This window comes from Methanoplanus limicola DSM 2279, assembly GCF_000243255.1.
Taxonomy (GTDB): domain Archaea; phylum Halobacteriota; class Methanomicrobia; order Methanomicrobiales; family Methanomicrobiaceae; genus Methanoplanus; species Methanoplanus limicola.
Genome location: NZ_CM001436.1, coordinates 2,409,348 through 2,432,522, shown reverse-complemented (window position 1 = coordinate 2,432,522; position 23,175 = coordinate 2,409,348). Strand labels below are relative to the sequence as shown.

Here is a 23,175-nt window from a genome sequence, read left to right as displayed (position 1 = left end):
TTTAATCATTCTCCGTTTATTTCATCATCTCATATTCCTTTAATACTGCATCACGGTATTTGCCGTATGCCGATTCCGGGATATAATTGTAAATTTTAACTTGTTTCATCAGTTCATCGGCGATTTTTTCTCTGCCGGAGATATTCATATCCCGCACATCATAGCATATGTCCTCAAGCATGGCAAGCCCTACGACAATACCACCTACATCCACCTTTTTTATCCGCCGCATCGCCTCAGCAGCACAGCAAGGTTTATCTCTCTTTGACATCTGCTCATTTCACCTTACAGGAAGAACATACCATACACAAATCCCGCAACCGCTGAAAAGACAATCACAAGACCGGCATAGACTATGGTCTTTTTCGGGCCCATTATCCTTGAAATCACAAGTAGCGACGGAAGACTCACGCTCGGCCCTGAAAGAAGCAGTGCCAGTGCAGGCCCTCCGGCCATAACACCTGATGTGTAGCCGAATGTCGTCCCGATAACCGGCACCTCAAGCAGTGTCGGCATATAAAGGATTGTTCCGACTATTGACGCCAGGAATGTCGACTCTATCGAATTCGTTCCAAAGAACGGCCTGAATACCTCCGGCGGCAGGAAGAACGAGAGCATACCAAGGGCAAATGTTCCGATAATCAGTATGGGAAAGATCTTCTTTGTAAGATCCCACGTCTCAAGTCCCCACTCTGAAACTTCGTCACGCTCAAAGTAGTATATCAGCAGAAACGCCGTCCCTAAAGTGAGCAGGTAAATTATCGGGAACTTTATCATCCAGTCAGCCTGTGCCGTTCCGGCTATTAAAATTCCGACAAGGAAGACAAAGAATAGAGGCACAACCCATTTCGGTTTCTCTGCATCACCGACTACAGGGGTAGACGGCATCGCGGCATTCTTCTTCTTTGTATCGGCATCATGTGACCTGAAGAGAAATGCCATGATAAGCCCGATTATTATCGCCATAACTACTGCAAAGGCCGCCCTTGCAACACCAAGGTCAAAGCCCAATACTTTTGCAGTGTAGACAATCGCTAAGATGTTAATTGCCGGTCCTGCATAGAGAAATGTCGTTGCAGGCCCGATTCCGCTCCCACGCTTAAAAAGCCCGGCAAACATCGGCAGGATTGTGCATGAGCAGACTGCAAGCACTGTTCCTGAAACAGATGCAAGCCCGTATGCAGTGCTCTTCTTCGCATCCGGGCTGAAGTATTTCATTATCGCGTCTTTTTTTACAAGTGCGGCTATTGCTCCGGCTATGAAGAATGCAGGGATTAAGCATGTCAGTACATGCTCAGCAAGATATCCTGCAAGTGTATCCCAGCCTGTAACAAGTGAGCCGATAATTAAATCAATCATTTTGTTTCACCCTGAATTTCCGGTTGTAATGGTTCATTTTGTATCCTGATATCATTTAAAGTTTCACACGACTCCTGCAAGCAACTGGAATATGATTCCGGCGGATATCGCAACACCAAGAACTGAGATTACAAACGCTGCAACAAGCCGCTTTTTAAAGATTGATGCAAGCAGTGTGATCTCCGGAATACTTGCTCCTGCTCCTCCGATAATTAAAGCAACAACAGCACCGATACCCATTCCTTTTGAGAGCAGAACCGCACTTATCGGAATTATCGTCTCAGCCCGGATATACATGGGAATTCCGATTACGGCTGCAACCAGTATTGCAAACGGGTTGTCAGGACCTGCGACTGCTGTTATCAGATCTGCCGGAATAAACCCGTAGATGAACGCTCCGATTCCTGCACCGAGGATTAGATAGAAGAAAACCTGCCGGAAGAGTGATATTGCAAAGTCATATGCCTGTTTTAGCCGGGGTTTGTGCCGCCCGGAAAAACTGTCACTTGTACATTCACACACAGGCTTTGCCTTTAACCCTTCAACTGTTACTTCTCTTACATACTGCTCATATCCAAGCCTGCCAAGCATAGTTGCAATAACAATAATTGCTACAAAGGTGACAGCAACATAAAGGATAGTCATCGCAGGACCTATTAGTGCAAGCAGAAGGAAGATTATTACAGGATTTAACAGGGGCGATGCCAGCAGAAATGCCATTGAGGCAGTGAACGGAACTCCGGCATTCAACAACCCCACAAGAATGGGAATTGTTGAGCATGAGCAGAAAGGAGTCAGTGCTCCGAATATCCCGCCCAAAAAGGTACTGCTCACATTTCTCTTTCCCGAAAGCGTCTTTTTAATCTTTTCTTCCGGAACGTATGCATGAAGAAGCCCGACAAGGAAACTTACCGCAATAAAGAGGAGCACAAGCTCAAGTGTTATTATTACGAAGAATTCTCCTGCCGTTATAAGCATTTCAGCAACCGGATTTAAAGTCGTCTCAATCACACCTTACTTTTTAAAGAAGACCATGCAGTGGCAGTGTCCGTCTCTTTCGATCTCGTCTTCGTGATAGATGCACGGGCAGATTATCTCTCTGTCCTTCTTTTTGTCACCGGTTCTGAGGCGGCAGGGGCAGTACTGTTTTTTGGAATTTATTTTATTCCGTGAAAGTCCGGATATGACATCCGCAAGTTCCTTCCTGTCCGGATTGAGGATGAAGCCCTTCTTTTCTGCATACCTCTCTGCAAAGGCAAGTATTTTTTCTTCAGTCTCTTTTTGCAGGACTGAATCCGAATCTGTCATTTTTTCAGGATTCCTCTTCCTTTACAGAGTCTTCCTTTTCAGTGCTGCTCTCTTTTGGCACAATCTTAATGCCGCCGCAGCAGCCGCAGCCGCATTCGTTCCCCTCTCCTTTCATAAATCTGGAGAAAAACCCTTTCTTTTCATTAGTTTCTTTTTCATCAGACATTTTCATCAATTCCTGTTTCAAATTTATTTGAATCATATGTTATCATCAGACATATTTATAATTTATTATTTCAACTAAATTTGAAATGGTTGGGCACGTTATTATATCAGTTTCTGATAAATTACAGTAAGTTTACATCATAAAGTTCTTTATTCAGGTCATAACTCCTCATATTGGGAGAATCTGTACAGGGTTCATCCAGTCTTTGGGAGCCCGACTTTGAGTATCGGAATTCATATATATCAAAATATTTCATATTTAGTTGAAATATCCGGGATACCAAATTATGACAGATAAGATAAGAGGAGATGCCAAAAGTTACGGACTGCCTCCGGAGATAGAGAGTTCGCTTCAGAAATCCGGCGGGATTGACGGAATTGTAAGCAAAATGCCGGATGAAGATACTATCGGGCAGATCTGCACCCTGCATCATGTTCTTAGCGATCAGAACAGAATGAAAATTCTCCTGATGCTCTCAAAGCAGCAGCTCTGTGTATGTGTAATCCGGACAGTTCTGGATATTGCCGACTCAAAACTGTCCTATCATCTCTCGGTTTTAAAGGAGAATGGTCTGATTTTTGGAGAACAGCAGGGCAACTGGATAATATACAGTCTGACTGATAAGGGAAGGGCACTGCTGCCATAAACCGATTCTGGCGAATTTGATTAAACGGCATCCGGTCATATTTAATTAAAATATTTGGTTTTTCATTTATCTATCATAAAACATTGATTTCATGAACTTTTTTTCATGGTAAATTAAATAACTTTAAGCTTGTTTAAAGGGTACTATTTCAATGTAAATTGAAATGCGTGGAGATAAATTATGGAATTGGAATTAATATACATACTTGCACTTCTCCTCACCGGAATTGTTGTAGGTTTTGGTTGCGGACTTTTGGGCGTTGGCGGATGCTTCATAATGATCCCGGTCCAGTACTGGGTTTTAACATCAATGGGTTATGATCCTCATATATCTATTCTTGTTGCATTCGGTACAAATCTTGCAGTAGTACTTCCAACTGCTCTTTCCGGAACATATGGCCACAACAAAAAAGGCGCAGTCATGTGGAATGCCGCTGTTACGATGGGTCTTGCCGGATTTTTTGGCGCATTTATTGGTGCATACCTCGCGACTTTAATCCCTGGTGAATACCTGAAAATTATTTTCGGTGTTGTAATTCTCCTGAGTGCCGTAAGAATGCTCACCGCCAAACCGCCGAAAGTGGAAGAAAATCCGGTAAACAACGTCATCATCTTCCTTTTATGGGGTATTCCGATTGGTATTCTATCCGGAATTATCGGTATTGGCGGCGGTGTCGTTCTAATCCCCATAATGGTGCTTGCACTTCACTTTAAGATGCATGAAGCAGTAGGAACATCAACTGCACTGATGGCGTTTACTGCTCTTGGCGGGACAATTGCATATATAATAAACGGACTTTCGGTTACCGGACTCCCTGAATATTCACTGGGTTATTTAAATTTACTTCAATGGGTGCTTCTTGCAGTGCCGGGTGTAATCATGGCCAGGGCCGGGGTTTGTGTGGCACACAAAATGCCCGCAAAACAGCTTAAGTATGTTTTCATTGCTGTTATGATCTATATGGGGCTTAAGATGACAGGATTTTTTTCATTCCTGGGGCTTCCTCTGTAAATCTTTTTTTACCTCAGGTGCGCTTCGCAGATTCTGATACATCACACTCTTTGTGGATCTGCTGCTACACTGCTGAATAATCAGGAGTGTGTTTTCATCTGCACAGATTATGCCTTAAACAATTACTATTTTATACTAAAACGTCATAAGGACATTTCAAACAGATTTGAAATTCTCTGACACACGGCACTTCACAGAATCAGGCAGGTATTAAAAACGAATTTAAGAGATGTCTTTTTCGATCTGTATCTAAACGCCGGAATTGTATATAGGTGAAGTTGTATGAAAATGAAATCGGTTTTAATCCCATTGGAAGTATACGGCACAGCAGGCAGGATGCTCCCTGCCGTTGCAGAGATTGCCCGTCTTGGTATTGAAGAGGCTGAACTTTTGCATGTGGAGACTGAACTTATGCATGTGATCAATGTCCCTGAGACGGCAGATGACTCCGACATCTATGAATCTGATGATCAGGTCCTAAAGGGGTGGAAGAGCAATATAGAAGACTGTGGCGTATCAAAAGTGGAATATGAGGTTTTAAAAGGCATTCCATGGATAGAGATCCTGGAAAAGGCAGAAAATAATCCTCCCTCACTCATTGTAATGGGTTCGCACGGGAAAACGCTTATCCCCCGGATGCTGCTTGGAAGCCAGACAGAAAATGTCCTGCACCATACAGATGTTCCCCTGCTCATCCTCAGGTTATCTGTTATGAAAAAGGGAGACCCTGAATCATGCACTATTAATTCTGATCTCTTCCGCCGCGTCCTTTATCTTACTGATTTCTCTGAAGAGGCAAAAAGGTGCATTCCGTTTATAGAGTGGATGGCCAGTGCAAAACCAGATCAGCTTGTGATCCTGCATGTTCAGGACACAAGGCGTCTCTGGCCTGCAACGCAGGAACAGATAAATGAGTTCAACGAAAAAGACACAAGGCGTCTTGCAGAATTAAAGGAGCAAATGAATAATTATGGCATATCTCAAATCGTTACCGAACTGGTAACCGGAAATGCTATTGATGAGATATTAGGTGTTGCAGATTCTTTCAAACCTACAATCATTGTAATGGGAGCAAAAGGAAGAACCGGCGCTTTAAAAGCTCTTCTTGGCGGAGTAGCCGAGGCCGTTGTTCATAGGGCTGATGCTCATGTGCTGGTGGTTCGTTGACATGGCAGGTCATGTCTTACTCTTTTGAATGATCAAAAGTGGTTTTTCATATATGAAATGCGGGACAGCCGGATATGATAGCAGGAATATTGAATTTATAGCAGGACTTGATACCCTTCTGGCTGACGGGGATCTGATTGCCCTCTTTCCTCCGGCGGCAGGTGGGTAGAAAGCACATCCAATATGCACATTCAGGAGACGAGATGACAAACGATAATTTTCGGGACTACCGGAAACCGATTAAGATTGCACTTTTCATCACATTTTTTTTCTTTCTCGTAGAGGTTGCCGGAGGGCTGCTCTCCGGGTCGCTCGCACTCATCAGTGATGCGGGACACATGTTCAGTGATCTCTTCTCGCTCCTTCTCTCTCTTGGGGCAATGACCCTTGCTCTCCAGCTTCCCACAAAGCAGCGAACTTATGGTTACCACCGGGTGGAAATTCTCGCAGCGTTCATCAACTCCATCCTTTTGCTCCTTGTAAGCACCTTCATACTCTGGGAAGCATACCAGCGGCTTCTCAACCCCACCCCGGTACAGGGCGGGCTGATGTTAATCGTGGCCTGCATCGGTCTTGCAGTGAACCTGGGAGTTATGTTTCTCCTCCACGGGAGCCATAACCTGAATGTCCGGAGTGCATTCCTGCATGTGATGGGAGATACAATCTCGTCGGTTGCGGTGATTGCTTCTGCCGTGTGGATTTCTTTCACCGGGCAGGTAATCGCTGATCCCATTCTCTCCGGCTTCATAGCAGTTCTGATTGTGATCTCAGCTGTCAGAATACTACGTGAAACACTCATAATATTTCTTCAGTTCACGCCACAATCGGTGGATTTCGATATGGTTGTTGCTGATATGACTTCAGTGAAAGGAGTGGAAGGGGTACATCATGTCCATCTCTGGAGTCTCTGTTCCGATATCAACGTAATCGATGCGCATGTGTACTCCTCCGTGCGGGATTTTGAAAAAACTGAACAGATGAAACAGGAGATCAAGACCCGGCTAAAAAATTACAAAATTCTCCACTCCACGCTGGAGTTTGAATACAAAGAATGCAAAGACTGTGCTCTTGTGGAACGCTTCCAGATGCTCCCAGATCAATTATCCGGGGAAACGAAAGAGAGATGACAGGCGGCAGGTGTATGTTCTATGAGTAAATCCGGCATCAGTATAAATTGAAGTATCTTCATAATTAAATAAAACAGACCGGAAATTGCTGATGTCAGAGAAAAACAGAACCGAAAAAATATATGCGGAAATAAAAGGGCAATCAGGAAAATTACTTTGTGATTGCGATGGAATTAATGAGATTGATCAAATAACAGACAGTATTCCATCTGAAGATAATATTAAAAATATTTGCATAATCTTTCGTGCACTTGCGGATGAAAAAAGAATCAAAATACTCTCAATGCTTGAGATAGAGCCGCTTTGCGTCTGCATAATAAAATCAATTCTTGAAATTTCCGATTCCCGCCTTTCATATCACCTGTCAATTTTAAAAAAAGCCGGGCTTATTTCCGGTGAGCAGAAAGGAACCTGGATAACATACAGCCTGACACAAAAAGGGAAAAAGTGGCTTTTATCCGGTAAAAACAACGTGCAATAAATTTTTTTAGTATTCATTTAAATCTCTGCTGAAAAGAAGTGAAAAATATTATATCTTATAAGGCATCATAGTTATTTTAAATTAATTTGAAATAAGGGGTGCGTAATTTGGAAATCCAAAATAAAAAAAGAGACCTAGGAATATTTGAGAAATATCTTACCATATGGGTTGCTCTGTGTATAGCGGGCGGTATTCTTCTTGGAAGATTTTTCCCGCAGGCCGCGGTTACACTGGATAGTTATTCTGTCTATGAGGTCTCAATTCCAATTGCAATCGCTCTTTTTTTCATGATGTATCCAATAATGGTAAAGATAGACTTTGGAGAGGTTTTAAGAGCGGCACAGACGCCAAAGCCCGTTCTGCTGACGCTTATTATAAACTGGGCGATTAAGCCGTTTACAATGTTTCTGATTGCATACTTCTTCCTTGGATATGTCTTTGTCGACTTTATTCCCGGAACAGAAATTCTGGCAAACGGGACTGAGGTTGAACTCTGGAGAAGTTATGTATCAGGGTGTATCCTTCTTGGAATTGCTCCATGCACTGCAATGGTTCTTATGTGGAGTTACCTTGCACGCGGAAACGACGGCTTAACTCTGATTATGGTTGCAATAAACTCGCTTACAATGCTCATTTTGTATGCACCACTTGGAGGATTTCTGCTCGGGGTTAATTCAATGCCGATCCCATGGCAGACGATTCTGCTCTCGGTTGCAGTATATGTCGGGCTTCCTCTTGTCCTTGGCTATCTGACAAGGAGATGGATAATCTCAAAGAAGGGCATGGCCTGGTTTGAGGGGAAATTCCTGCATATTTTAACTCCGGTGAGCATTATCGCACTTCTTGGAACACTTGTTTTACTCTTCAGTTTCAAGGGTGATGTAATAGTTCAAAATCCGCTAACAATACTCTGGATTGCAGTTCCGCTCTTCATTCAGACAATGCTGATATTCACTCTTGGCTACTTTGTCCTGGCACGACGCTTCAGACTGCCTTACCGTGATGCAGCACCTGTCGGGATGATTGGGGCATCGAATCATTTTGAGGTTGCCATTGCAACCGCTGCGATTCTCTTTGGGCTTTCATCCGGAGCTGCGCTTGCAACGGTTGTCGGTGTATTAATTGAGGTGCCGGTTATGCTGATGCTTGTTAAAATTTGTCTTAGGACACAGAATCTGTTTGAGAAAAGTGCCATTGAAAATGAGGCTTAACTGACCGAAATTTAAATTTTTATGAATCGAAAGGACGTGAATTATGAATAAAAAATTATTATTGCTGGTTTTATCTGTATTCCTGACAGGAATTATTTTGTCAGCAGGATGTATGGGTGCATCATCAGACGGGAATGAAGATAAAATCTCCCAATTTGAAGATAAATATGGTGCTCAAAAGGTAGAACTCTATCATTTCCATACGAATAACCAGTGCTACTCCTGTGTATTACTTGGAGAGCTTGCAAATGAGACCGTCCATACCTTTTATCAGGATTCTCTCGATTCAGGCAAACTTGTATTTGACCACATAAATATTGATGATGAAAATAACTCTCAGGTTGTCAATAAATACGAAGCGGCAGGTTCGTCTCTGATAATCGGTGTTTACGGCAAAAACGGTGAATTTTATAAGGAAAACCTTGCAGGTGCACTGTACCGGATAAATTCTCCAAATTCTTTTGCAGATTATATGAAGACCATTCTTAGTCCTCTTTTGGGTGGCAGTATTTGACAGGCTTTCTTGAATCCATGGGAATGAGCAGCATCCCCGTAGTTGCAGCGTTTTTCATAGGGCTGATGACAGCTTTTAGTCCATGTCCGCTTGCAACAAATATTGCCGCAATTGCATATATCTCCGGAAAGGGTGAGAAGTTTGTGAGGACTTTGTCAGCCGGAATTCTGTATGCAGGCGGGAGGGCTTTTGGATACATTCTTGTTGCAGCGGCTGTTTTGTGGCTCGGACTGGGTGTTGCACCTGTCTCTGCATTTCTCAGGAATTACGGTGAGATGCTTCTTGGGCCTTTTTTGCTGATTATAGGAATTATTATCCTAAAGGAGATATCATTTGATTCTTTTAATTTTTTGAGGAGTGATTATTCCGGCAGGCTTAAAATGTGGCTTTTTAATCAGGGCCTTTTAGGCAGTTTCGGGCTGGGGTTTGTATTTGCTCTTGCATTCTGCCCTTTTAGTGCGGCACTTTTCTTTGGAATGCTTATTCCAATTGCGGTCAGTAACTCCGATCCTCTGATAATTCCGGCATCATTTGCTCTTGCAACGGCATTCCCGGTAATTCTTGTCTCTCTTCTTATTGGAGGAGGAATTACAGGCGCTGCCAGGTTTATGGGCAGAGTGAATAAAGCTGATTCGTATATCAGGACTGCTGCGGCTTATGTCTTCATTGCCGGTGGAATTTACTATATTGTAATCTGGATTAAAAGTATGATATTATGATGATCTGAAAGAAAATTTAAGTATTTCGATAATAAATTTGAAAATTTGATTATTCCCTCTGAGGGAAGTATGACGGAGATCTATTAAATGACTAAAAAGAAGGTTCTGTTTATATGCACTCATAACAGTGCAAGATCACAGATGGGAGAGGGATATCTGAATGCCCGGTATGGAGATAAATATGAGGCGTTTTCTGCCGGAACCGAGGTTACGTCTGTAAACCCGTATGCCATCAAAGTTATGGGTGAGATTGGAGTTGATATCTCAGGCCACAGATCTAAAAAGATTGATGAATTCTTTGGAGTTGAGATGGATATTCTTGTAACTGTCTGTGACAGTGCAAAGGGAGCATGCCCGATGTTTCCCTGGGCGAAGGAAAAAATTCATGCAGGATTTATTGACCCGTCATCTGCTAAAGGCAGTGAGGAAGAGATTTTGTCTTTTTTCAGAAATATCAGAGATGAGATTACAGAGTTTATTGATGTAAAATTTGGCCGGGAATGATTGATGAGAAAAGAGATGAAAAATTTAAGAATTTGGAAACTCTCAGGTGTTATTTTATGACCGGGAAAATTCTTGTTACCTGCTCTGGTATTTCAAGCACGGGAAAACTTACTCTTCAGGCGGCAAACTCATTTATTCTCCGAAACCCGGGTATTTTTGAGAGGCATTTATCAGCAACTGCAATTGATGATAAAAAATCAGAGATGCTAAAGGACAATGCCTTTTTAGTTGTTCTGGATGGCTGTTCTGACTGCTGTTCGTGCAAAAAAATACAAAAGGCTGGTATTGAGCCGGACATTCATATAATTGCAACAGAACTTGGAATTGAAAAACGAGGAGCAGAAGACCCGTTCTTTTCAGAGATTGATGTAGTTAGCAGGGAACTGAAACGGCAGGTAAATGACCAGGATTGATTTTCAGAATTCGCATATATGGGATCAGTCAGCCGTTGAGGCAATTGCCAGAGTTATTGATAAATATCAGCGTGAAGGAAGTTCAGTATATGTAACCGGCCTTAATGTAGAGAGCCAGATGACGCTTGATAAGGGTTTTTCATAAATTGATGCAGTACATTTTTCTGTCGTTATAAAAAGAGATTTTTTTTAAGTTTTGTGACTTTTGATTTATAAGGGAAGAAACAAAAGAAAATTTTTTTTTGAACTTTACATCTTATTAAAGATGCCTCAATAATAATATCAAACATTGTCTCCAGTAATTAATTTAAACTTCAAGTCATAATTATAACTAACAAACTAATATTTGCTGAAGTAATGTGTGGGAAAATGAAGGAAAAATTTTTGGAAATTGTTAATGAGTCCGGAAATTTGAACTCTAAGTTATTTTCACTTAACCGGATAAAAATTCTGTGGGCTTTATCAGAACTTGGTGAAGATGGAGCAACAGCAAGGCAAATAAAAAACGGCCTTAATATTGGAAGTGACGGTTCAACATATTCAAATTTAAAACCACTTGTAGAAATGGGATATCTGCGGATGGAAAAGGTCAAATTTGAATCAAAGGAAAATCTCGAATTATATGTAATTACTCCGGATGGACTTGAAGAGTGGAACAAAATAAAAAACTGGCTTAATATGCTCATTTGTGAGGAGGAATAAAAATGGGAGACTGGAATAAAGCAGTTGCAGTATTTGATGAGATGAAATTTCCCTTAGACTGCAATGAATTTGAGGACAAATTAATAGCACAAAAGACGATATGTCTTCTCCAGCTAAAGGGCATGGAATTTAATTATCCATTCGGGATGTATGTTCGCGGCTCTTATTCCCCGGCTTTCACCAAGGATTATTATGAGCATCAGCAGGAGTTTAAAAACCTAAGTTGTGGTGTTTCATTATCAGATGAAGAGAAAGCGGTGGTAAAAAATCTCGATGCTCTTTTCCAGAAGAACGCTCCTCTCCTGGAGATTGGTGCGACATATGCATTTATTGTCGAAAAAACGAACAGGTCGCCGACAGAAGCATTTAGGATTATAAAAGAGACAAAGGGATTTTATCGCGACACCCAGATTGCGAAGGGCATTTCAAAGGTAAAGGAATTTTTGTTTGAACCGACAAAAAAAGATCTTGAATGGCTTAAAAACGAGACCGGGCCGATGCAGCGGACATCTGTTAATTCTCTGAGGCATTAGGAATGGATATCCTGCACTCCTGTCACCGTTCTATGAAAAAGTTCATTAAAATCAGGTCTGATTTTCATAGCAAATCAGACTTTGGAATAATATATTATGGAAAGATTTTGTAGTAAATGGAGGGCTCAAAAGCAAATAATGAGTTAAATCTGAGTCCAAAATTATTTTCTTAATTTAAATAATGAAAGCCGTTCCAACAACTTATTAACGAGTATATGAAAAAAGGATATGACAAATGAATATAATAAATTTTTTGCAGTCACTTTCCAATTTGAAAACTGAGAATATTCATAGTTCCGGACACTTTATAACTCGTTTTGAAGAAAGGAAAGATGATTCAATGCCTGATATTAAAGGTAATAAAAAATTGCTTATCTGTGGTGAGCCTGTTGCTTCATCAAAACAGGATGAGGATAAATTTGAAGTTATATTCAATTTAAATGAGAATTATGATCTGGCTTTGGTGGTTTCAGTAAAGAATACAAATCCTGAAATAATATAAATTTAATTACGTGTTATAAGAAAGAGATAAACAGGAGGGTGAAATAAAATGGGTGCAAATCTGATTCATACGGATGCAGATAAAATAGACTATGATTATGAAAATGACAGTTTATTTATATATGTCAAAGGGGCAGCATATAAGCATTCATTGAATTTAAACAATATAATAATCGATTTTGCTGAAGGAGAATTCATAAAAGGAGTTGAGATCCAAAACGCCTCTAAAAAATTCAATGTCTCAAAATATGCCCTGCAAAAACTTCATCAGGTTGATGTTAAGCTTTTCATCTCAAATGAAAAAATAGAACTTAAAATAGAACTATCTATTGAAATAAGAAACAAATGTGTCCCTAAAGCCATAAATGCAGCAGATATAAATGAATTCAATATCCCCTCCGGAACAATGGCCATGTCATGTGGAATTTGATGAAAATTTAAATTCCTGTTTTTTCACTTTTTTAATTGTAGAATATCTTTTTAACTATTCAAAATCGCAATAATTCCTTTTGCTTTAATTTGCAATATGGCTCTCCTGATCACCCCCTTATCTCCACATAACTCATCCTCCCGTAAACCCCGTCCTTCACGCTGCCGCTGCCTGGCGTTATATGTGCAGCGGACTTTGAGAAGGTGAGTGTTGAGCTTGGAAGATGTGGTCTTTGTGATGAGGGGAAGGCGGTGTTTAGATCTGAAGGGTTGAAGCTGGCGATCTGTGAGAAGTGTTACGGGAGGCTTATGCGGGAGGAGAATAAGGGAAAGGGGGTTGTTTAGAAAAAAAAAGAATAAATTTTTAAAGTTTATTTCTGGTAGTTGCCTGCTGCACTTTTGTTGATATCTTAGGTTCCGTTTTATCCTCAGGCGTATAAAATTCCATTCCACCATCTGAATGGACCGTCTTTAATATTCCGTCAAGGGCTTTAGAAAGTTTTTGGGCCGCAGAATGAGACATATAAATTCTTGTACCTTTTATGTGCATCTTTCCATCCTCTCTTTTTATTCCAGGCATCTCAAGAAAATCAATATACAGATCTCGATGAGTTGCCTGTACATATGCAAGATTAGAATAAGCACTGGAAGAAATATCGGTCATTAGATCTTCTTTTTTGTACTTGTACATTTCACCGACATCTATTGTCATAGATTCGGTATCTGCGGTTTTAGTATTCTTTGTCATATTTATGCACTCGCTGCAAATTTCTTGAAATTATTGTTATCTTCACTCATAATTCCCGGAATGGATTTCCAAGTCTCAACATTTGCGATTGCCTTTGGTTCATATTTTTCTCTGAGCACTGAATTGTAATAACCGTTGACTGCCATGTTCATGCAGTGTGTCCCGTCACGATCATCCAGCATTGCATATGCCAGAAATGAGAGTGCTGCAAATTTTTTGGACTCGACTCTGACTCTGTACACGGGGTGTTTTTCATCACCTTTTTTCTCTATAAGGCCAAGGAGTAATAATTTTTTAAGAGCATTATAGATAGATCTTTCAGATTTTCCAGTAATGTCCTCCAGATATTTTGGGCGATAATCCATCGTAGGGTCTGCAACAAGTTCTTCAACAACTTTTGCAATGACTGTATCGCCAAACAAACCGCCGTATGGCTCATCAAGGTACATCTCTTCTTCTGAACATAATATTGGCAAGTCCTCTTTTGTCATCTTCCATCTCCTGCACTTATTGTATATGGTAGAGATATATTAAATAATTGCTGATATCCCTTAATTTTTTACAATGTTTTCCAATGTCTGTGGTGAGGAACTTCAAGATCATAATGTGTCATCCATTGGCCCTTCATCGGAAAATCCGGCAACCGGCAGACCTTTTGGTGCGATGTTTCCGGTTATCACGATCCGGGACATGATCAATGCCCAGAAACTCCTCACTGACTACCTCGGCATCCAACAGCTCTACGCGGTTGCCGGTGGATCAATGGGTGGCATGCAGGTACTCCAGTGGACGGTCAGCTACCCGGATAGTGTGAAGAAGGCGATTGTAATAGCTGCAACGGGGTACTCGACCCCTCAGCAGATCGCATTCAATGAAGTCGGTCGGAAGGCGATTATCTCGGATCCCGAATGGAACGGCGGGAATTACTATGATACGAAATCGTATGACACACCAGGTCCGGTCAAGGGACTTGCGCTTGCACGCATGGTCGGGCACATCACGTATCTCTCGGACGAGTCGATGCATGCAAAGTTCGGGCGCTCGCTTCAGGCAAAAGACCGGATCGGGTTTGACTTCTCGACTGATTTTGCTGTCGAGAGTTATCTCCACCACCAGGGTGATACGTTTACCCAGCGGTTCGATGCCAACTCATACCTCTACATAAAAAAGGCGATTGATTACTTCGACCTGACCAAAGACGGTTCGCTCGCAAAAGGACTTGAGGGAGCGCATGCAGGATTTCTCGTGATTTCGGTCTCTTCCGATTGGCTGTATCCACCTTACCAGTCACAGGAGATCGTCCAGGCACTGACGGCAAATGAATGCGAGGTGCGGTACAGCGAGATACGATCCAACTACGGGCATGATGCATTCCTGCTGGAATCCGGCCAGATCAATTACCTGATCTCCCAGTTCCTCTCAAGAACTGTTGTCGGGGATGTCATGATTCACGATGTTCCGACCATTGAGGAGGGCGCAACAACAGCGGTGACGGCACGGCGATTGATCAACCTCGAGGTCAATCACCTGCCGGTATTATCGGCAAGCGGACAGCTCGTTGGTATTGTCACTTCGTGGGATATTGCAAAAGCGGTTGCTAAAAATTTCCTCTGGCTTGATGAGATCATGTCAAAAAATGTCGTCACTACAGTGCCGGATGAACCCATCGAGTCGGCAGCAAAAAAAATGGAGGAGCACTCCATATCAGCCTTGCCGGTAATCGATGAGAACCAGAAGATCGGGCAGAATACACCGATGAGCATGATACCATACCCGACTTTTACCTTTCCCTGAAGATAGCGTTCACGGTTGGTGAGCGGTTCGTAGGGTGTGCGCGTCTCACCCCCCAGGAACCCCGGAATCTTTTTCCCGAGCATGGTATAGGGGCAGCAGGAGATCAGGTAACCGGCAACACCGCGTATGCCCGGTTTGTGTGCCGGTAACGGGTTTAAGGCCGAACAGAGGATCCCGGCAATATCCCCGTCAGGATCCTCCTCAATTCGCTGTTCGTCCATCACTCACATCCTTACCTGTTCACGTTATCTTATCTGTCACGAAGCCTCACGAATCACCCGATAAACAGAACATAGAAAACAAACCCGCCCAGTGTTGCCGTGACGAACACCCAGAGGACGTATGCTGCGATGGCTTTGGGTCTGAGCATAGAACTCAGGATTGCAATCTCCGGCAGGCTCGCGCCGGTCCCCCCGATAAGAAGGGCCATTGCCGCACCGAGGCTCATACCTTTTGTAAGAAGAACCGAGAGCAGAGGGATCGCCATCTCGATTCTCAGGTAGAGCGGGACCCCGATTACTGCTGCGATCGGGATTGCGAGGAGGTTTGAGTTCCCCACGTAGGTCTCGACAATTGATGCAGGAACGAACGCCGCGATGATGCCGCTGATCGCTGCACCGACGAGCACGTAAGGAATTATCTTTACAAAGAGTGCCCGGGCAAACGGCATGCTTCGGACGATACGGGGGCGGTTGCGTTCCCAGAAACTTCCACCCTCATATTCAGCGGCGGGTGATGTCGAGCCGCAGCACGCGGACGATGGAACCACGGGTTCAAAGCAGCATGTCGAAACCGGTTTTGTAACCGGTGCTGAACACCCACATCCCGAAGCGAGCGGTGCCGGAGATGCACTGGACAGTGGAACGCCGCATGCGGGTGCTGATGCCGGAGCAGATGCGGAGCAGTATGATTCGCCTGCGACCCCCACTTCCTTGACCTCATGCTTCAGCCGGGTGCTGCCGAGGAACGTTCCGCCGATTATCGCCATGACGAGGGTCACGACAAAATATACAAGAGCGATCTGCCAGCCGAAGACCCCGAAGATGATTCCCACGACCATGAAATTGCAGACCGGGGCAGAGAATAAAAATGCCAGCACAGTCGGGAAGGGTACTTTTGACTCTATCATTCCCATCGAGACCGGTATCATCGATGCGCTGCAAAACGGGGTGAGTATCCCAAGGAGCGCCCCGATGATCGGCCCTTTTCTCCCGAGGCCGCTCCCGAGGCGTTTCTGGATCTTTTCCTGGGGAACATATTCACGCACGATACCCGTGAGAATCGCGATAACAGCGATAATGATCACGAGCACTACGGCGACGTGGACGAATTCATTGAATGCGATGGTCAGTTGTTCTTCAAACACGGTTTCACCATTATTGTGATTTATAAGGATTCCCGGCGCTATGCATGCCAGTGGAATCTCCTATTGATCTCTGCAGCCACTAAATTTATATGGGATACTAACTCTGATTAAATATACTATACAAAAACATAGTGAAAGCGTATGATGAAAGATCCCTCCTGTTATTTCTGCCCGGTGGAAGGCACGCTCGATGTTATCGGCGGCAAATGGAAGCCGCTGATCATCTGGTACTTACGAAAACGTGTGCTGCGGTTCAGCGAAATCAGGCGGGCAATCCCCGGTATTACGGATGTGATGCTGACAAAACAGTTGCGGGAGCTGGAACAGGACGGGATTATCAAAAGAAAAGTATACACCCAGGTCCCGCCCAAGGTCGAGTATTCGCTCACGCCGCTGGGGAACACGATCATCCCGCTCCTTGATGCTCTCTGCGACTGGGCGATCGAACATATGAAGATCCCGATGATTGACGATGATAAGATTGTCGTCTGCGGAACAAAGAAGAAAAAGTGAAGAATCTCATATCTTTCGTAATAATCATACGGCAACAAATTTTTGAATCCATTGAAATTTATTAACAATCCCTGCCTGTTAACGTTTCAACTTTTTTTGAATAAGGTTTAATAACTTTGACCCTCAAGTCACTTTTGGTAATCATCATGGACGGATACGCAGGAAAAATGGTCTATGCCGATCTCTCGGCAGGGACGGTTGCAATCCTTCCGGAACACAAGAGGGAATGTATGAGCGGGCGGGGATCCCGTCAGGGGGCAATCCCCTAGTGGTCGTTGATGAGGCTACGTGCCTCATATTCGGAATTGAACATCCTCTCTTCAGGATGGCTTCATCAACCAAAACATCTCTCAGTCATCGGGAAGCGGGAGGTGTTGTGGGTGCAGACAAAAAAGGATTTTCTTCTCCCAACAACCACCCCCCGTCGCTCACCGCAACGACGTGCTGCACGTTCCGTCATTCTTCCCGCCATACCATTTTTCCCGGAGCCAGAGCGAGACATTCACGAGCCCGATCAGCACCGGCACTTCCACGAGCGGTCCAATGACCGTGGCAAAAGCCGCCGGTGATGCGATGCCAAAGACCGCGATGGCAACCGCAATCGCGAGCTCGAAGTTGTTGGATGCAGCGGTGAATGAGAGCGAAGCGGACTTTGCGTAATCGACACCGAGACGGTGAGACATCCAGAAACTCACAAAGAACATGATGACGAAGTAGAAGAGCAACGGGATTGCGACCCTGACCACATCAAACGGCACGTTGACGATATACTCGCCCTTGAGGGAGAACATCACAATGATGGTGAAGAGCAGTGCGATGAGGGTAATCGGCGAGATCTTCGGGATGAAGACCTGCTCGTACCAGGCCTTCGACTTCACGCGGAGCAGGGCATACCGGGTGATCATGCCGGCGATGAACGGAATACCGAGATAGATGAAGACGCTCTCGGCAATCTGGACTATCGTGATCGAGACGGCAGACCCGGTCCCAAGTCCGAGCAGCGGGGGCAGGTACGTGATGAAGAACCACGCGTAGACCGAGTAGAAAAATACCTGGAAGAGCGAGTTCATCCCCACGATGGCAGCACAGTACTCACAGTCACCTTCAGCGAGATCGTTCCAGACGATCACCATCGCGATGCATCTTGCAATGCCAACGAGGATGAGCCCGTACATGAAGAGCGGCTGGTCCCGCAGGAAAATAACCGCAAGGGCGAACATCAGTACCGGACCGACAATCCAGTTCTGGACAAGCGAGAGGCCGAGCACCTTCGTGTTCCTGAACACCTTCGGGAGTTCTTCATACTTAACCTTCGCGAGCGGCGGGTACATCATCAGGATGAGCCCGATCGCGATCGGGATCGAGGTGGTGCCAACCGAGAGCCCGGTGATTACAGACGGTACTGATGGCGCGAAGTAGCCGATGCCTATACCGACGGCCATGGCAAGGAAGATCCAGAGGGTCAGGTACCGGTCAAGAAAAGAGAGTTGTTTTGTATTAGTCATGCATGATCACCAGGTAATGATCAGCACTTACCGCCGCAGTCACAGCCGCCGGCAGGTGCGCATACCCTCCCGTAATCGATGCGGGTAATCTGCCGGATCATCGCATTGCATTCGCCCAGAAGGCGGATAAATTCGCCGGGATCCGTTGTATCATTTACCTGTTGCAAGGCCTCTCCAAGTATCTCTGCTCTTGCCAATACCTCGTGTTCTTCGACGGTCATGTTAACAGCACCCCCCCTGACGGTTCTGGGCAAACGTCTGCCCGATCTTTTCACTTATCCGATCATTTGAACGTTTGAGAAGGTCGACAAGTGCTTCCTGCGAACTGAAAAACTTCGTCAACGTTTCATCATTCTTTACCCGCATCTGCAGATCTTTCAATTCATCAAGAGTGGTTGCATCATATCCGCTCCATTGCAGTTCGGTCTGTTTTCGCTGATATTGAATTAACAGATTCTTTGCTTCCTGATTTCTCTCCAGATCTTCGTTGCATTGCATGAAGGTGCGATACTCCTCGCATTCGAGAATCGCATGAGCGAATGCTTTTACGAGGGACTTCAGGTCATTCTGGCTTGTGGATTGGTTTTCCATATTCATCCTCCTGGTGACTTCGGTTGTCTGTTCTGGTTTACTCTCCATAGATAGCGCTGCTCATTCTTTTGAGCGACTCGATGCCGTTGAGTTCCTCTACGAAAAGAGGCACACCCAACAGGGGCACCGGGAATCTTTCGCGTATCAGGTGCACATATTTTTCCTGTTGCTTTCTTCTGTCGGCAAAGTAACTGTTGTTCCCATAATTCTCGGGGAGCAGGTAGTTGATTGCCACCATGCCCAATTCAATACCGACCTGATTTTTCAGATCTTCAGCTGCTCTCCAGGCTTCTATGATGGGCGTGTATTCAGGATACATCACAAAGACAAAGGTGCTGGTCTCCCGGTCTCTCATCGTGTCGATCACATGAGCGTACTTGTCTCTGGTAACGTCCGATGTCTTTTTGGTCAGTGTTCCCAGGTCGATGAAGCCTTTCCAGTCTGACGGCATCTCCAGCAGCCGTAACGTGTGTCCTGTCGGTGCGGTATCGAAGATGACGACGTCAAATCCCTCTACCCCGAAATAGCTCATGAATTTTTCAAACGCAGCCATCTCCTCCGCACAGGGCGAGTTCAGATCCTCTTCCACTGCCTTCTTCGTCTCCTCCCCCTCATCCTTTACAGCATCAAGAATTCTCGCTTTATACTCTTCCCACGCATTTCTCTGGTCGATCTGTGTTGCGTAGAGGTTCTCGACACCGTTGATCTTTGTAGGCTCATTGCCGAGTGGTTGACCAAAGATCACCTGCAGGTGTGAAGCCGGGTCGGTGGTGAGGATCAGGGTGCGGTATCCCCGTTCTGCCAGATAGACCGACGTCGCACTGGCAATGGTGCTCTTTCCTACCCCTCCTTTTCCCGTAAAGAAGAGGTATCTCGTACCTTTTTTCGGGGAGAGAAGGGCATCAATCACCGGTTTGTCATACACAACCGGAGATGTGACCTCCGCCTCCTCCAGGATAACGGCCGTCTGGATCTCTTCTTCCTTCCCTTCGTACAGGAACTCTCCCACAGCTTCAAGCAGGGATATTCCGGAGACTTCAGTGTTTCTGAGCGGGTACAGAATTTTTTCCATCAAAAATTCACGGTTGATCTCCTCCACGATCTCCTGCTCCTGGTCCCATCTCATCCTGAAGAATTCGTCTGTGACCACTTCTTCCGGTAATACCCCATTGATCACAAGGAAACTTGTTTTGATGCCCAGTTGCTCGAGTTCCTTAACGCTTCGTTTTGTTTCGAAGATGGACAACCGCTCCGGCTTGAGGACAAAGACAAACGAGGTCTTTGCTTCATCCTGAAGAGCAGCAATCGCCTTCTCGTACTTGACTTTCGCCGACTGCAACGATGCGCTGGGCCCGATGCAGGTTGCACCGCCTTTTTCAAGCTCGCTACTCCAGCCACTCGGAAGTTCTAACAGTCGCAGGGTATGCCCGGTCGGTGCGGTATCGAAGACGACCACATCGTACTCCGGTTTGTCCATGAATTCGATGAACTTGTCAAATGCAGCGACTTCCTCGATACAGGGGCTCTTGAGCTGTTCCTGTATGCCCTTCACATTCTGTTCGTCCAGTAGTCCTTTGAGGGGGGCTATAATCCGGTCCCGGTACTCCTGCGAAGCGGCATCAGGATTTATCTCTATTGCCGAAAGGTTTTCTACGCCATTGATCTCCGTTATCCGGTGACCGATCTTCTGACCGAATATATCAGATAAATTCGGCGCTGGATCTGTGGTGACAAGTAACGTCCTGTACCCGTTCCTGGCGAGCCATACGGCTGTTGCGCAGCTCATGGTACTTTTACCGACACCGCCCTTTCCACTAAAGAAAATAAACCGGGAAGTACCCGGCCGTGGAGTTACAAAATCCCTGATCATTATTCGCCCTGTTTTTTTGTTTCCCGATTGGCGGTCGGTGTATCGCGACTTAGCAGTGAATTATCGGCCAGACCGGAGATGGACAATGCCGCATGCGCGATCAGGCGGTCCCTGACAAGATCGGATAGCGCCTTAGACGGCTTCTCTTTGATTGTTTTTCCAAGCGTTGCTGCCTGTAACATGTCTTCATGGGAGACCCCTAATTTTTTAGCCTTCTCATAATGATATGTAAAACACTTTTCACAATTACCAGCAACTGCTGCACCGATAGCGACCAGTTCCTTGACTTCATCGGTGAACAGGCTCACTGATGCGGTGTCATTAGCAACGTCCATTGCTTTTTCAGGTTCAGTTTTCGTCATCCTTGATTTCACCCCCTGCGGATAAGATCCTGGAACTCTTCGTAGTTCGGATATTTTTTCTGGGCTACCATCTTCCCGTTGAACGTGGTGATGGGAAGAATCTCGGGTCCATGCGTCTTTACCAACTGGAGGATCTCATCATTCTCCAGAAACATATCGATGTTGAAAGTAAGGCTCGCCCTCATGATTTCCAGATCTGGATAATCTCTTTTTAATTTCTTCAGGGTCTCATTAAATTCAATGAGTTCTTTGTCCGGTTCGGGGCCGCAGACCCCGGTTGAGCAGCACAGTGCTCCTTCGTATATTATCACGGTATCACTTGTCATGTTCACATTCCTCACAGGTTACCTCTGTCTCGATTTTCTGAATGCCAAGAATTTCCATAATCTGGATCGTCTGTTTCGACCTGATTTTATACCAGATGTTAACACCTGCCCTCCTTGACTCCAGAACCCCAGCTTCCTCTAAAATTCTGAGGTGCCGCGACACTGTTGGCTGCGCTTTCCCAACGGCCGGGACGATGGCACATGCACATCGTTCGCCATCCATCAGGCACTGTACGATCTTTATCCGCGTCTCATCGGCGAGAGCTTTTAACAGTTTAATCCGCCCTTGCACAACAAAATATTTGTATATCTGCATATATAAATATGTGCCCTCTGGTAGAAAGCTACCGGTGCCTGAACAGATCCGGAGGTACCTCATCCTATGAACCAGATGGCCGCTGATTGGACTCTGCGCACCTGTTCTTTCCGGTACCGGGAGTCATTTGGGAGGTCAGGGACATGACAGTATCCGGACGGCCGGTGCTTCCGACTCGTGCCGAGCTGCTCGCAGTCCGGCGTAAGATCAGTCTTATAGAGCGGGCGCACCGGCTGCTGAAAATCAGGCGGGATGCCCTGCTTGAACTGGTGAAACGAGTCAAAACGCTCAAACCCCGCTATGACCAGATGGAGGCGCAATACCGGTAAGCCGGGGAAGAACTGACGGCCGCGCTGATCATGGCAGGGACGGCCGGTGTCACGCTCGCAGCGTTTTCCGTTGAGGAGCACCCGTCCGTTATTGTGGAATATCAGAATGTTGTCAGGCTTGCTCTCCCGCAATTCCATCCGGTCAAGGTAACGAAGAGCCTTGACGAACGGGGGGTACGGTTTGCTCGGCACATCCAGCGTCATCGACGATGCTGCCGATGCCTGCGAGGAGATGGTTGACGAGATCATTAAAATGGCCGGGGTGCGTATGCAGGCGCTCCTCCTGCTGATGCATGAGATCGCGACCCTGATATGGAGGGTGAATGCTCTGGAGAAGATGCTGTTACCGGAACTTAGAACACGCGAAAGAACTACCGAATCGATGCGTGACGAACGGGAGGAGTTCAAGTGGCTGTTCCTGATCAAAAAGAAGAAAAACCGTATGGACTTAAGTGCAAATCTGCCGGTTCCTGCAAATACCTCGCGCTTTCGGATCAACTTTCGGATCAATTGTGAAGAAAATATCCTCAGGGACTCTGATGGTTTATCGGAGCTCCGAGTTGCTTGATATCATACCATCCCTTCCCCACGAGGATTGATCCTATAACGATGAAGCAGAGAGAATGGAGGCCGTACACCCACGTCTCGTGGGGAGAGCTTCCCC

The 23,175-nt window shown here is 45.1% G+C and carries 36 protein-coding genes; 20 read left to right on the top strand and 16 right to left on the bottom strand.

What is annotated here, in order from left to right; genetic code table 11:
- Window positions 1-16 precede the first annotated feature (16 nt).
- The 5 genes from METLIM_RS11465 to METLIM_RS16705 all read right to left on the bottom strand — a co-directional run bounded on the left by METLIM_RS11465 (window position 17) and on the right by METLIM_RS16705 (window position 2,833).
- Window positions 17-271, bottom strand: coding sequence for a hypothetical protein (locus METLIM_RS11465; protein ID WP_004078615.1), 255 nt, complete (start codon window positions 269-271; stop codon window positions 17-19).
- Between the two features lie 14 nt (window positions 272-285).
- Window positions 286-1,359: a permease gene (locus tag METLIM_RS11460; protein ID WP_004078614.1), complete on the bottom strand. Its 1,074-nt coding sequence runs from the start codon at window positions 1,357-1,359 to the stop codon at window positions 286-288.
- 63 nt (window positions 1,360-1,422) lie between these two features.
- Window positions 1,423-2,337: a permease gene (locus METLIM_RS11455; RefSeq protein WP_004078613.1), complete on the bottom strand. Its 915-nt coding sequence runs from the start codon at window positions 2,335-2,337 to the stop codon at window positions 1,423-1,425.
- A 36-nt stretch (window positions 2,338-2,373) separates the two neighbouring features.
- Window positions 2,374-2,667 carry a ferredoxin-thioredoxin reductase catalytic domain-containing protein gene (locus METLIM_RS11450; protein ID WP_004078612.1) on the bottom strand — a complete coding sequence of 98 codons (294 nt, stop codon included), beginning with the start codon at window positions 2,665-2,667 and terminating at the stop codon, window positions 2,374-2,376.
- A 4-nt stretch (window positions 2,668-2,671) separates the two neighbouring features.
- The gene (locus METLIM_RS16705; protein ID WP_004078611.1) at window positions 2,672-2,833 is read right to left on the bottom strand and encodes a hypothetical protein; all 162 of its coding nucleotides are present in this window, start codon (window positions 2,831-2,833) and stop codon (window positions 2,672-2,674) included.
- Window positions 2,834-3,119: 286 nt separating this feature from the next.
- Here METLIM_RS16705 and METLIM_RS11445 point away from each other — a divergent pair, with 286 nt between their 5' ends.
- From METLIM_RS11445 to METLIM_RS11380, 16 genes are all read left to right on the top strand, one after another.
- Window positions 3,120-3,479: an ArsR/SmtB family transcription factor gene (locus tag METLIM_RS11445; protein WP_004078610.1), complete on the top strand. Its 360-nt coding sequence runs from the start codon at window positions 3,120-3,122 to the stop codon at window positions 3,477-3,479.
- 180 nt (window positions 3,480-3,659) lie between these two features.
- On the top strand, window positions 3,660-4,490 hold the full coding sequence (locus METLIM_RS11440) for a sulfite exporter TauE/SafE family protein (protein ID WP_004078609.1): 831 nt from the start codon (window positions 3,660-3,662) through the stop codon (window positions 4,488-4,490).
- 282 nt (window positions 4,491-4,772) lie between these two features.
- On the top strand, window positions 4,773-5,657 hold the full coding sequence (locus METLIM_RS11435; protein ID WP_004078608.1) for a universal stress protein: 885 nt from the start codon (window positions 4,773-4,775) through the stop codon (window positions 5,655-5,657).
- 52 nt (window positions 5,658-5,709) lie between these two features.
- Window positions 5,710-5,826, top strand: coding sequence for a MoaD/ThiS family protein (locus METLIM_RS16700; RefSeq protein WP_245543527.1), 117 nt, complete (start codon window positions 5,710-5,712; stop codon window positions 5,824-5,826).
- A 34-nt stretch (window positions 5,827-5,860) separates the two neighbouring features.
- Window positions 5,861-6,784 (top strand): cation diffusion facilitator family transporter, encoded by a 924-nt coding sequence (locus METLIM_RS11430; RefSeq protein ID WP_004078606.1) that lies wholly within the window; start codon window positions 5,861-5,863, stop codon window positions 6,782-6,784.
- Between the two features lie 91 nt (window positions 6,785-6,875).
- Complete coding sequence (locus METLIM_RS11425; protein WP_004078605.1) at window positions 6,876-7,265, top strand: ArsR/SmtB family transcription factor; 390 nt, start codon at window positions 6,876-6,878, stop codon at window positions 7,263-7,265.
- Between the two features lie 107 nt (window positions 7,266-7,372).
- A complete protein-coding gene (arsB, locus tag METLIM_RS11420) occupies window positions 7,373-8,476 on the top strand; it encodes an ACR3 family arsenite efflux transporter (protein ID WP_004078604.1) in 1,104 nt (367 codons plus the stop codon).
- Window positions 8,477-8,573: 97 nt separating this feature from the next.
- Window positions 8,574-8,990, top strand: coding sequence for a nitrophenyl compound nitroreductase subunit ArsF family protein (locus tag METLIM_RS11415; RefSeq protein ID WP_157202303.1), 417 nt, complete (start codon window positions 8,574-8,576; stop codon window positions 8,988-8,990).
- A complete protein-coding gene (locus METLIM_RS11410) occupies window positions 8,987-9,709 on the top strand; it encodes an aromatic aminobenezylarsenical efflux permease ArsG family transporter (protein ID WP_004078602.1) in 723 nt (240 codons plus the stop codon). Before METLIM_RS11415 ends, METLIM_RS11410 begins: the two co-directional genes overlap by 4 nt.
- 87 nt (window positions 9,710-9,796) lie before the next feature.
- Window positions 9,797-10,213 (top strand): arsenate reductase ArsC, encoded by a 417-nt coding sequence (locus METLIM_RS11405; protein ID WP_004078601.1) that lies wholly within the window; start codon window positions 9,797-9,799, stop codon window positions 10,211-10,213.
- A gap of 56 nt (window positions 10,214-10,269) precedes the next feature.
- On the top strand, window positions 10,270-10,626 hold the full coding sequence (locus METLIM_RS11400) for a putative zinc-binding protein (RefSeq protein ID WP_048146366.1): 357 nt from the start codon (window positions 10,270-10,272) through the stop codon (window positions 10,624-10,626).
- A complete protein-coding gene (locus METLIM_RS16695) occupies window positions 10,613-10,771 on the top strand; it encodes an STAS domain-containing protein (RefSeq protein ID WP_245543526.1) in 159 nt (52 codons plus the stop codon). The genes METLIM_RS11400 and METLIM_RS16695 overlap by 14 nt, the downstream gene beginning before the upstream one ends.
- 224 nt (window positions 10,772-10,995) lie before the next feature.
- The gene (locus tag METLIM_RS11395) at window positions 10,996-11,328 is read left to right on the top strand and encodes a transcriptional regulator (RefSeq protein WP_048145956.1); all 333 of its coding nucleotides are present in this window, start codon (window positions 10,996-10,998) and stop codon (window positions 11,326-11,328) included.
- A gap of 2 nt (window positions 11,329-11,330) precedes the next feature.
- Window positions 11,331-11,861 (top strand): hypothetical protein, encoded by a 531-nt coding sequence (locus METLIM_RS11390; protein WP_004078598.1) that lies wholly within the window; start codon window positions 11,331-11,333, stop codon window positions 11,859-11,861.
- Between the two features lie 235 nt (window positions 11,862-12,096).
- Window positions 12,097-12,363: a hypothetical protein gene (locus tag METLIM_RS11385; protein ID WP_004078597.1), complete on the top strand. Its 267-nt coding sequence runs from the start codon at window positions 12,097-12,099 to the stop codon at window positions 12,361-12,363.
- Between the two features lie 48 nt (window positions 12,364-12,411).
- Window positions 12,412-12,792: a DUF2283 domain-containing protein gene (locus tag METLIM_RS11380; protein WP_004078596.1), complete on the top strand. Its 381-nt coding sequence runs from the start codon at window positions 12,412-12,414 to the stop codon at window positions 12,790-12,792.
- A gap of 363 nt (window positions 12,793-13,155) precedes the next feature.
- Here METLIM_RS11380 and METLIM_RS11375 read toward each other — a convergent pair whose 3' ends face one another.
- Together METLIM_RS11375 and METLIM_RS11370 are read right to left on the bottom strand one after the other, a co-directional pair.
- A complete protein-coding gene (locus tag METLIM_RS11375; RefSeq protein WP_004078595.1) occupies window positions 13,156-13,539 on the bottom strand; it encodes a DUF3467 domain-containing protein in 384 nt (127 codons plus the stop codon).
- Between the two features lie 2 nt (window positions 13,540-13,541).
- Window positions 13,542-14,030 (bottom strand): hypothetical protein, encoded by a 489-nt coding sequence (locus METLIM_RS11370; protein ID WP_004078594.1) that lies wholly within the window; start codon window positions 14,028-14,030, stop codon window positions 13,542-13,544.
- A 172-nt stretch (window positions 14,031-14,202) separates the two neighbouring features.
- Between METLIM_RS11370 and metX the strand changes: the two genes are divergently transcribed.
- Window positions 14,203-15,333, top strand: coding sequence for a homoserine O-acetyltransferase MetX (metX, locus tag METLIM_RS11365; protein WP_245543638.1), 1,131 nt, complete (start codon window positions 14,203-14,205; stop codon window positions 15,331-15,333).
- A gap of 274 nt (window positions 15,334-15,607) precedes the next feature.
- Here metX and METLIM_RS11360 read toward each other — a convergent pair whose 3' ends face one another.
- The gene (locus METLIM_RS11360) at window positions 15,608-16,699 is read right to left on the bottom strand and encodes a permease (protein WP_004078592.1); all 1,092 of its coding nucleotides are present in this window, start codon (window positions 16,697-16,699) and stop codon (window positions 15,608-15,610) included.
- 141 nt (window positions 16,700-16,840) lie between these two features.
- On the opposite strand from METLIM_RS11360, the gene METLIM_RS11355 reads away from it, so the two are divergent.
- Entirely contained in the window at window positions 16,841-17,212 is a 372-nt protein-coding gene (locus METLIM_RS11355; protein WP_004078591.1) for a winged helix-turn-helix transcriptional regulator, read from the top strand.
- A gap of 116 nt (window positions 17,213-17,328) precedes the next feature.
- Window positions 17,329-17,481, top strand: a complete 153-nt coding sequence (locus METLIM_RS16690) for a hypothetical protein (protein WP_157202302.1) — start codon at window positions 17,329-17,331, stop codon at window positions 17,479-17,481.
- A gap of 159 nt (window positions 17,482-17,640) precedes the next feature.
- Here METLIM_RS16690 and arsB (METLIM_RS11350) read toward each other — a convergent pair whose 3' ends face one another.
- The 8 genes from arsB (METLIM_RS11350) to METLIM_RS16970 are packed head-to-tail and all read right to left on the bottom strand — an operon-like array spanning window position 17,641 to window position 22,715.
- Window positions 17,641-18,717: an ACR3 family arsenite efflux transporter gene (gene arsB, locus METLIM_RS11350; RefSeq protein WP_004078590.1), complete on the bottom strand. Its 1,077-nt coding sequence runs from the start codon at window positions 18,715-18,717 to the stop codon at window positions 17,641-17,643.
- Window positions 18,718-18,737: 20 nt separating this feature from the next.
- Window positions 18,738-18,938: a hypothetical protein gene (locus METLIM_RS11345; RefSeq protein ID WP_004078589.1), complete on the bottom strand. Its 201-nt coding sequence runs from the start codon at window positions 18,936-18,938 to the stop codon at window positions 18,738-18,740.
- 1 nt (window position 18,939) lies between these two features.
- The gene (locus tag METLIM_RS11340; protein ID WP_004078588.1) at window positions 18,940-19,308 is read right to left on the bottom strand and encodes a YlbF family regulator; all 369 of its coding nucleotides are present in this window, start codon (window positions 19,306-19,308) and stop codon (window positions 18,940-18,942) included.
- A 37-nt stretch (window positions 19,309-19,345) separates the two neighbouring features.
- On the bottom strand, window positions 19,346-21,178 hold the full coding sequence (arsA, locus tag METLIM_RS11335) for an arsenical pump-driving ATPase (RefSeq protein WP_004078587.1): 1,833 nt from the start codon (window positions 21,176-21,178) through the stop codon (window positions 19,346-19,348).
- Window positions 21,178-21,540: a carboxymuconolactone decarboxylase family protein gene (locus tag METLIM_RS15770; RefSeq protein ID WP_004078586.1), complete on the bottom strand. Its 363-nt coding sequence runs from the start codon at window positions 21,538-21,540 to the stop codon at window positions 21,178-21,180. The genes arsA and METLIM_RS15770 overlap by 1 nt, the downstream gene beginning before the upstream one ends.
- An 8-nt stretch (window positions 21,541-21,548) precedes the next feature.
- Window positions 21,549-21,866 carry an arsenite efflux transporter metallochaperone ArsD gene (gene arsD / locus METLIM_RS11325; protein ID WP_004078585.1) on the bottom strand — a complete coding sequence of 106 codons (318 nt, stop codon included), beginning with the start codon at window positions 21,864-21,866 and terminating at the stop codon, window positions 21,549-21,551.
- Window positions 21,856-22,245 carry an ArsR/SmtB family transcription factor gene (locus METLIM_RS11320; protein ID WP_083824962.1) on the bottom strand — a complete coding sequence of 130 codons (390 nt, stop codon included), beginning with the start codon at window positions 22,243-22,245 and terminating at the stop codon, window positions 21,856-21,858. The genes arsD and METLIM_RS11320 overlap by 11 nt, the downstream gene beginning before the upstream one ends.
- Window positions 22,242-22,715, bottom strand: coding sequence for a hypothetical protein (locus tag METLIM_RS16970; RefSeq protein WP_217178034.1), 474 nt, complete (start codon window positions 22,713-22,715; stop codon window positions 22,242-22,244). The genes METLIM_RS11320 and METLIM_RS16970 overlap by 4 nt, the downstream gene beginning before the upstream one ends.
- On the opposite strand from METLIM_RS16970, the gene METLIM_RS15760 reads away from it, so the two are divergent.
- On the top strand, window positions 22,672-23,079 hold the full coding sequence (locus METLIM_RS15760; RefSeq protein ID WP_083824961.1) for a V-type ATP synthase subunit D: 408 nt from the start codon (window positions 22,672-22,674) through the stop codon (window positions 23,077-23,079). The two genes, METLIM_RS16970 and METLIM_RS15760, sit on opposite strands and share 44 nt — an antisense overlap.
- Window positions 23,080-23,175: the final 96 nt, after the last annotated feature.